This is a genomic window from Aeromonas sp. QDB62, assembly GCF_027705695.1.
Classification (GTDB): domain Bacteria; phylum Pseudomonadota; class Gammaproteobacteria; order Enterobacterales; family Aeromonadaceae; genus Aeromonas; species Aeromonas allosaccharophila.
Genome location: NZ_JAPDCD010000081.1, coordinates 1 through 8,309, shown reverse-complemented (window position 1 = coordinate 8,309; position 8,309 = coordinate 1). Strand labels below are relative to the sequence as shown.

General features: G+C 59.2%; 8 protein-coding genes. All 8 read left to right on the top strand.

The window, feature by feature from the left end; translation table 11 throughout:
• The first annotated feature begins 178 nt into the window (after positions 1 to 178).
• The 8 genes from OKC27_RS22000 (at position 179) to OKC27_RS21965 (ending at position 8,258) form a co-directional block, all read left to right on the top strand.
• On the top strand, positions 179 to 496 hold the full coding sequence (locus OKC27_RS22000) for a PTS sugar transporter subunit IIB (protein ID WP_033135185.1): 318 nt from the start codon (positions 179 to 181) through the stop codon (positions 494 to 496).
• Between the two features lie 14 nt (positions 497 to 510).
• Positions 511 to 1,872, top strand: coding sequence for a PTS N,N'-diacetylchitobiose transporter subunit IIC (gene chbC / locus OKC27_RS21995; RefSeq protein ID WP_270806709.1), 1,362 nt, complete (start codon positions 511 to 513; stop codon positions 1,870 to 1,872).
• Positions 1,873 to 1,955: 83 nt separating this feature from the next.
• Complete coding sequence (locus tag OKC27_RS21990; protein WP_270806708.1) at positions 1,956 to 3,452, top strand: glycoside hydrolase family 1 protein; 1,497 nt, start codon at positions 1,956 to 1,958, stop codon at positions 3,450 to 3,452.
• The gene (gene chbA / locus OKC27_RS21985; protein WP_042061963.1) at positions 3,389 to 3,742 is read left to right on the top strand and encodes a PTS N,N'-diacetylchitobiose transporter subunit IIA; all 354 of its coding nucleotides are present in this window, start codon (positions 3,389 to 3,391) and stop codon (positions 3,740 to 3,742) included. The genes OKC27_RS21990 and chbA overlap by 64 nt, the downstream gene beginning before the upstream one ends.
• Positions 3,743 to 3,796: 54 nt before the next feature.
• Complete coding sequence (gene chbR, locus OKC27_RS21980) at positions 3,797 to 4,624, top strand: transcriptional regulator ChbR (RefSeq protein WP_042061964.1); 828 nt, start codon at positions 3,797 to 3,799, stop codon at positions 4,622 to 4,624.
• A 148-nt stretch (positions 4,625 to 4,772) separates the two neighbouring features.
• Entirely contained in the window at positions 4,773 to 6,119 is a 1,347-nt protein-coding gene (locus OKC27_RS21975; protein ID WP_042061965.1) for a 6-phospho-beta-glucosidase, read from the top strand.
• Positions 6,120 to 6,172: 53 nt separating this feature from the next.
• On the top strand, positions 6,173 to 6,940 hold the full coding sequence (gene chbG, locus OKC27_RS21970; protein ID WP_182939142.1) for a chitin disaccharide deacetylase: 768 nt from the start codon (positions 6,173 to 6,175) through the stop codon (positions 6,938 to 6,940).
• A 196-nt stretch (positions 6,941 to 7,136) separates the two neighbouring features.
• Entirely contained in the window at positions 7,137 to 8,258 is a 1,122-nt protein-coding gene (locus OKC27_RS21965; protein WP_270806707.1) for an amidohydrolase, read from the top strand.
• Positions 8,259 to 8,309: the final 51 nt, after the last annotated feature.

Genomic DNA, 8,309 nt, shown 5'->3' with positions numbered 1-8,309 from the left:
GGTATTAGCTGGTCAAGGATGGCGATCATACCTCAGAAGCCGCGCCACGCCTCGCTCATATGAGGGGATGGTTAAGACAATGAGGTCAATTTCAGATGATTGATTTGTCTCGGCAGTGCGACAGACAACCATCTCGAACAATCCGTCTATCTGGTTTTCAAGCGTTGAGGGAATGGTTATGGAAAAGAAGCGTATCTACCTGTTTTGCTCTGCGGGCATGTCCACATCACTGCTGGTCTCAAAGATGAAGGCCCAAGCGGAAAAATATGATGTGCCGGTGCTGATCGATGCCTACCCGGAGACCCTGGCCGGCGAGAAGGGGCAGGATGCCGACCTGGTGCTGCTGGGCCCGCAAATCGCCTACATGCTGCCGGAAATCCAGCAGCAACTGCCGGGCAAACCGGTTGAGGTGATTGACACCCTGCTCTACGGCAAGGTCGACGGGCTGGGCGTGCTGAAAGCAGCCGTCGCCTCCATCAAGAAGAGCCTCGCATAGGTAAGGAGATCCCTGTGAGCAACATCATCGCATCGTTGGAGAAGGTCATACTGCCCATTGCCGTCAAGCTGGGCAAACAGCCTCATGTCAACGCCATCAAGAACGGCTTTATCAAGATGATGCCCCTGACACTGGTCGGGGCCATGTTCGTACTGATCAACAACGTGTTCCTGAGCTTTGGCGAAGGATCTTTCTTCTACTCCATCGGTGTGCGGCTCGATCCTGCCACCATCGCCACTCTGGACGGCCTCAAGAGCATCGGCGGCAACGTCTATAACGGCACTCTGGGGATCATGTCCCTGATGGCCCCCTTCTTTATCGGTCTGGCGCTGGCCGAAGAGCGCAAGACCGATCCCCTGGCCTCCGGCCTGCTGGCGGTGGCAGCCTTTATGACGGTCACCCCATTCAGCGTGGGTGAATCCTATGCAATTGGCGCCAACTGGCTGGGCGGAGCCAACATCATCTCCGGCATGCTGATCGGTATCGTCGTGGCCGAGATGTTCGCCTTTATCGTCCGTCGCAACTGGGTGATCACCCTGCCTGACAGCGTTCCGGCCTCGGTCTCCCGCTCCTTCTCCGCGCTCATTCCGGGCTTCATCATCCTCTCTATCATGGGGGTCATCTCCTATCTGCTGAGCGATGCGGGCACCAACTTCCACCAGCTGATCATGGACAGCATCGCCAAGCCGCTGTCCAATATGAGCGGTCTGGTCGGCTGGGTCTACGTGGTCTTCTCCTCCTTCCTCTGGTTCTTCGGGGTACACGGCATGCTGGCACTTACCGCGCTGGAATCCGGCATTTTGTTCCCGTTTGCCCTGGAAAACGTCGCCCTCTACAACCAGTACGGCTCGGTTGAAGCGGCCATCGCGGCAGGCAAAGAGTTCCACTTCTGGGCCAAGCCGATCACCGACTCCTTCGTCTTCCTCGGCGGTACCGGTGCCACCCTTGGCCTTATCCTGGCCATCTTTATGGTCTCCCGTCGCGATGACTACCGTCAGGTGGCCAAACTGGGTCTGCCCTCCGGCCTGTTCCAGATCAACGAGCCCATCCTGTTCGGCTTGCCGGTCATCATGAACCCCATCTTGGTAGTGCCCTTCATTCTGGTGCACCCGGTACTGATGGGGATCACCATGGCGGCCTACTACGCCGGGATCATCCCGCCCATCACCAACATTGCGCCATGGACCATGCCAACCGGCCTGGGCGCCTTCTTCAACACCAACGGCAGCGGGGCCGCCTTCTGTCTGGCGATATTCAACCTGGGGGTCGCGACCATGATGTATATCCCCTTCGTGTTGATTGCCAACAAGGCGCAGAACGTCATCGATGAAGAAGAGGAGAGCGAAGAGGATATCGCTCTGGCCCTGAAGTTCTGATGACCCGTGTTCTGATAACCAACGTTTCGATGACAACAGGGGAGGAGCAAGGCTCCTCCCCTACCAGCCTGGAGAAATCACCCATGCAGTATCGTTTTCCGGATAACTTCTGGTGGGGCAGCGCCAGCTCGGCCCCGCAGATGGAAGGCGCCGCCAACCGCGGCGGCAAATCCGCCAACATCTTTGACTACTGGTTCGCCATCGAGCCCGAGCGTTTCCACAACGGGGTTGGCCCGACCAATGCCTCCACCTTCTATGACAACTTCGAGAGCGACATCAGGCTGCTCAAGCAACTGGGGCACAACAGTTTTCGTACCTCCATCTCCTGGTCACGGCTGATCCCGGACGGCACTGGCGAGATCAATCAGGAGGCGGTCAGCTTCTACAATGCCGTCTTTGAGCGGCTGCTGGCCGAGGGGATCACCCCGCTTATCAACCTCTACCACTTCGACATGCCGATGTGCATGCAGGAGCGTGGCGGCTGGGAGAGCCGGGAAGTGGTGGCCGCCTATGTGCGCTACGCCACCCGCTGCTTCGACCTGTTTGGCGGCCGAGTCAAACACTGGTTCACCTTCAACGAGCCGATCGTGCCGGTCGAGTGTGGCTATCTTGGCCACTATCACTACCCCTGCGTAGTCGATTTCGGCCGGGCGGCGACGGTTGCCTACCACACAGCGCTGGCCCATGCCGGTGCCGTGCAGGCCTATCGCGCCTGTCAGCATGATGGCGAGATCGGCATCATCCTCAACCTGAGCCCGACCTATCCCCGCTCACAGGATCCGGCAGACATCGCCGCCTCCCGCATCGCGGATCTGCTGCTCAACAAGAGCTTCCTCGATCCGGCCATGAAGGGGAGCTATGACCCGGAACTGGTCGCCCTGCTGGCGCAGTATGACTTGCTGCCGCAGATCGAAGAGGGTGACAAGGCACTGCTCGCCGCCGGTAAAGTGGATATCCTCGGCATCAACTACTACCAGCCCCGTCGGGTCAAAGCCAAAGAGGTGGCTTGGCATGGTGTGCCGCGCACGCCGGAAGATCTGTTCGACTACTACGAAATGCCGGGCCGCAAGATGAACCCTCACCGCGGCTGGGAGATCTACGAAAAAGGGATCTACGACATTCTCACCGACCTGCGGGTCAACTACGACAACCTGCCCTGCTATATCTCCGAAAACGGCATGGGGGTCGAGGGTGAAGATCGCTTTATCGGTGTCGAGGGGCGGGTAGAGGATGACTATCGTATCCAGTTCATTCGCGAGCACCTCGAGTGGCTGCATCGCGCACTGGAAGAGGGCAGTGCCTGCCGCGGCTATCACCTGTGGACCTTTATCGACAACTGGTCGTGGCTCAATGCCTACAAGAACCGTTACGGCTTGGTCCGACTCGATCTGGAGAGCCAGCAGCGCACCATCAAGAAGAGTGGCTACTGGTTTGCCGAGGTCGCGCGCAACCATGGTTTTCAATTAACGGCTTTCACTAACGGTTTCAATCAACGCATTCACGTAAGGAACGACACATGTTCGATCTGGACAACATCACTGAAGAGGCCGCCACCTGCAACGATCTGGAAGAGGTGGTAATGGGGCTCATCATCAACTCCGGGCAGGCCCGCAGTCTCGCCTACACCGCCCTGAAAAAAGCCAAGGAGGGGGATCTGGCCGCCGCTCATCAGCTGATGGCCCAATCCCGCGAGGCGCTCAATGCCGCCCATCTGGTGCAGACCCAGCTGATCGAGGACGATCAGGGCGAAGGCAAGATCCCGGTCACTCTGGTGCTGGTGCATGCCCAGGATCACCTGATGACCTCCATGCTGGCCCGTGAGCTGATCAGCGAGCTGATCGAGCTGCACGAAAAGCTGCAGAGCAAGTAACCTCCGGACGGGGCGCCAGGCCCCGTCATCGGCCCGCAGATCAGGAAGCGACTCATGAGCGTCAAAACAATCCGGGAAACCGAACTGTTTAACAACAAACCGTTCCACATGTTCATCTACAACAAGCAGGTGAGCGGAACCGGTTTGCACCAGCACGACTACTACGAGTTCACCCTGGTACTGACCGGTCGTTACTATCAGGAGGTCAACGGCAAGCGGGTGCTGCTGGAGCGGGGGGATCTGGTGTTTATCCCGCTCGGCTCCCGCCATCAGAGCTTCTACGAGTTCGGCACCACCCGCATCTTCAACGTCGGGATCACCCGTACCTATTTCGACGAACACTTCAAATACCTGCTGCCGGAACACTTCGTCGCCTCCCAGGCCTATGCGCTCAAGAGCGAGTTCCTCAGCTACATCGAGTCGGTGCTGGTCTCGCCGGGATTTCGGGAAGAAGCGCTGACCGAATTTCTCGAAGTGGTGACCTACGCGGTGATGAACCGGCTGCGTCACTACAAGGACACCTCTGCCAGCGACGATCTTCCGATCTGGCTCCACGAAACCGTGGAGCGGATGCACGATCGCCCCCTCTTTGCCGAGGATGCGCTGGCCAACATGGTCTCGCTCTGTGGCAAGAGCCAGGAGTACCTGACCCGGGCCACCCGGCGCTACTACAACAAGACGCCGATGCAGATCATCAACGAGATCCGGGTCAACTACGCCAAGATGCAGCTGGAAGTCACCAACAACTCGGTGGCCGATATCGCCTTCGAGACCGGCTACAACGACGTCAGCCTCTTTATCAAAAACTTCAAGAAGCTGACCTCGTTTACCCCGGGCAGTTACCGCAAATATCTCTACCCAAAATTTGAAAGCCCGGCCTGATGCCGGACCCGAACTCCATGTAAAAAGAACAGATTGCACTACAGAGCACAGTACCTGACCAGCCCCTGCCACAGAGGGCTGCGGCCACTCTCACCCTGATGACAGAGCGGCCACCGTTAAACCGATAAAGATCGATGAAGAGGGATTTATGAGCGAGAAGATCAAGGTAGTCACCATAGGCGGCGGCAGCAGCTACACCCCCGAGCTGGTCGATGGTTTCATCAAGCGCTATGCCGAGCTGCCCATCAGCGAGCTGTGGCTGGTGGATATCCCCGCAGGCGAAGAGAAACTGAACATCATCTTCGATCTCTGCCAGCGGATGATCCGCCAGGCGGGCATCCCCATGACCCTGCACAAAACCCTAGATCGCCGCGAAGCACTGCCTGGCGCCCACTTCGTCACCACCCAGCTGCGGGTCGGCCAGTTGCAGGCGCGGGAGAAGGATGAGCGAATCCCCTTGAGCCACGGCATGCTGGGGCAGGAGACCAACGGCGCGGGCGGACTGTTCAAAGGGCTGCGCACCATTCCGGTCATCTTCGACATCATCCGCGACGTTGAAGCGCTCTGCCCGGATGCGTGGCTTATCAACTTCACCAATCCGGCTGGCATGGTGACCGAAGCGGTGCGCCGTCATACCAACTTCCGCCGCTTTATCGGGGTGTGCAACATTCCGGTCGGCATGCAGATGTTTGTGCGTGATGCCCTCAAACTGACCGAACAGGATCACCTCTCGATGGACTTGTTTGGCCTCAACCATTTGGTCTTTATCGGTGACGTGCTGGTCAACGGCGAGTCACGCTTTGACGAGCTGCTGGAAGGGGTCGCCGATGGCAGCCTCACCCGTGCCAGCTCGGTCAAGAACATCTTCGATCTGCCGTTCGACCCCGGTTTTATCCGCGGCCTGCGCCTGCTCCCCTGCTCCTACCTGCGTTACTACTTCAAGGAGAAAGAGATGCTGGGGATCGAGATGGGCGAGTTCTACAAGGGCGGCGCCCGGGCTCAAGTCGTGCAGCAGGTCGAGAAGAAGCTGTTCGAGCTCTACCAGAACCCCGAGCTGTGCGAGAAGCCCAAGGAGCTGGAGTTGCGTGGCGGCGCCTACTACTCCGATGCCGCCTGCGAGGTGATCAGCGCCATCTACAACGACAAGCAGAGCGAGCACTACGTCATCGTGCCCCATCAGGGCCATGTCACCAATATCCCGGCCGACTGGACGGTGGAGATGAGCTGCCTGATCGGACGTGACGGCGCCATCCCCCACCCGCGCCTCACCCGCTTTGACGACAAGGTGAACGGGCTGGTGCACCTCATCAAGAGCTTCGAGATCGCCGCCGCCAAGGCCGCCATCAGTGGCAACTTCGACGACCTGCTGTTGGCGATGAACCTCAACCCGCTGATCCACTCCGACAACGATGCCCGCATCGTCGCCCGCGAGCTGCTGCTGGCCCACCGCGAACACCTGCCCAACTTCGCCGCCGCCATCGACGCCCTCGCCTGAGGCCAGCACGCCCCGCCCGAACCGGCGGGGCGCTTAACCGCAAGGGAACCCTCATGAGCAAGAGATTGATCATCAACGCCGACGACTTCGGCCTCTGCCGCGCCCAGAACTACGGCATCGTAGAGGCGTTCGAGCACGGGGTCGTCAGCTCCACCAGCGCTATCGTCACCTCCCCCGCTATCGAACACGCCGCCTGGCTGGCCGAACGCTTTCCCGAACTGCCAGTCGGGCTGCACTTTATGCTCAGCTGGGGGAAGCCGCTCACGCCGCTCACCTCGCTGGTGAACGAGCAGGGCGAGCTCAACAAGGGGATCTGGCACAAGAGCGAGGCGGGAGAGCTGGATCTGGCCGAGATATCCGGCGAGCTGGCGAGTCAGTACCAGCGCTTTGTCGAGATCTTCGGCCAGCAACCGACCCATATCGACAGCCACCACCATGTTCATATGCTGCCGACTATCTACCCGCTGGTGGAGACCTTCGCCAAGGCGCATGACCTGCCCCTTCGCATCGACCGGGGCGAAATAGCCCGCCACGGTCTGACCGTCACCCACTCGCAAAGCTGCGAACGGTTTGACGACCGCTTCTACGGCGCGCAGCTGACCCAGGCCAACCTGCTGCAACTGCTCGATGAGGCCAGTGAACAGGGGGCCCATTCGCTCGAGATCATGTGCCACCCCTCCTTTATCGATCTGGAGATGCAGGTCAGCTCCTACTGCCAGCCCCGCCTCAACGAACTGGCGATCCTGACCGACCCGTCCCTGCCCGCCCTTATCGCCGAGTGCGGCTACCGCCTTACCAGCTATCGGGAGTGGCAACCGTAATAGTGATGACAAGGGGAGCCGGTACGGGGCTAGGGAGTGACCCGTGCTTTTGTGACGGGGCCGGTAAATTCACTGCTGTGTCACATTTGAGTAGGGTATATCCTTGTATATTCTGCACATTTCCTTCACAACCTGCCTGATTGGGCAAATGCCGTGATCCTTCCCCCCAGTGACCTTTCAGCATGGAGCATGTCACATGAAAATCACCCCTATCGCCATCGCATTGCTGGCGGCCAGTTCGGCCAATGCCGCAAGCCCCGCCAAACCCACCGCCCAGACCATTTATCTCGGTGGCGATATCGTTACCGTCAATGATGCGGCTCCGACGGCGCAGGCGCTGGCCATCAAGGATGGCCGCATTCTGGCGCTGGGCAGTGAGGCCGACATTCTCACGCTGCGTGATGGCGAAACCCGAGTGGTCGACCTGCAGGGCAAGACCCTGATCCCGGGCTTTATCGATGCCCATGGTCATGTGTTCAACACCGGTATCCAGGCGCTCTCCGCCAATCTGCTGGCACCACCGGATGGGGCGGTAAACAGCATTGCGGCCCTGCAACAATCGCTGCGAAACTGGGTCGCCAAGCCGCAAAACAAGGCGCACGGGATCATACTGGGTTTCGGTTATGACGACTCCCAGCTCAAGGAGGGGCGCCATCCCACCCGTCAGGAGCTCGATGCCGTATCACAGGAGCTCCCGGTGCTCATCATTCATCAGTCCGGTCACCTCGCGACACTCAATAGCAAGGCGCTGGCGCTGGCCGGATTCGGGCCTGACAGCAAGGATCCGGAAGGGGGCAAGATCCGCCGTGAAGCGGACGGCAAAACGCCCAATGGGGTACTGGAGGAGACGGCCTTCTTTGGCACCTTGATGTCGATGTTCGCCAACTTGAATGACAGAGAAAACGAGGCAATTTTCAAGGCAGGCATGACACTCTATGCCAGCTTCGGTTACACCACGGCTCAGGAGGGACGCGCCTCTACCTCCGCGGTCAAGACCATGTACCAGCTGGCCCAAAAAGAGAAGCTGCCCCTCGACGTGGCGGCCTATCCCGATATCCAGATTGCGCGGGATGTCATTGCCCCGCCCTACTACTCCAGCAGCTACATGAACGGTTTTCGGGTCGCGGGAGCCAAACTCAACCTCGATGGATCCCCCCAGGGAAAAACCGCTTGGCTGACCCAGCCCTATTTTGTTCCCCCTGCCGGGCAAAAGGCCGATTACAAGGGCTATCCCAGCATGAGCGATGAACAGGCCGCCCACTACATCGAACTGGCGCAGCGCAATGGTTGGCAACCTCAGAGATCCCCTCATTTTTAGAGACTCAAATAATTCCAAGTGTGCGGGTATATAAGCGGTGTTGCTTCAGGT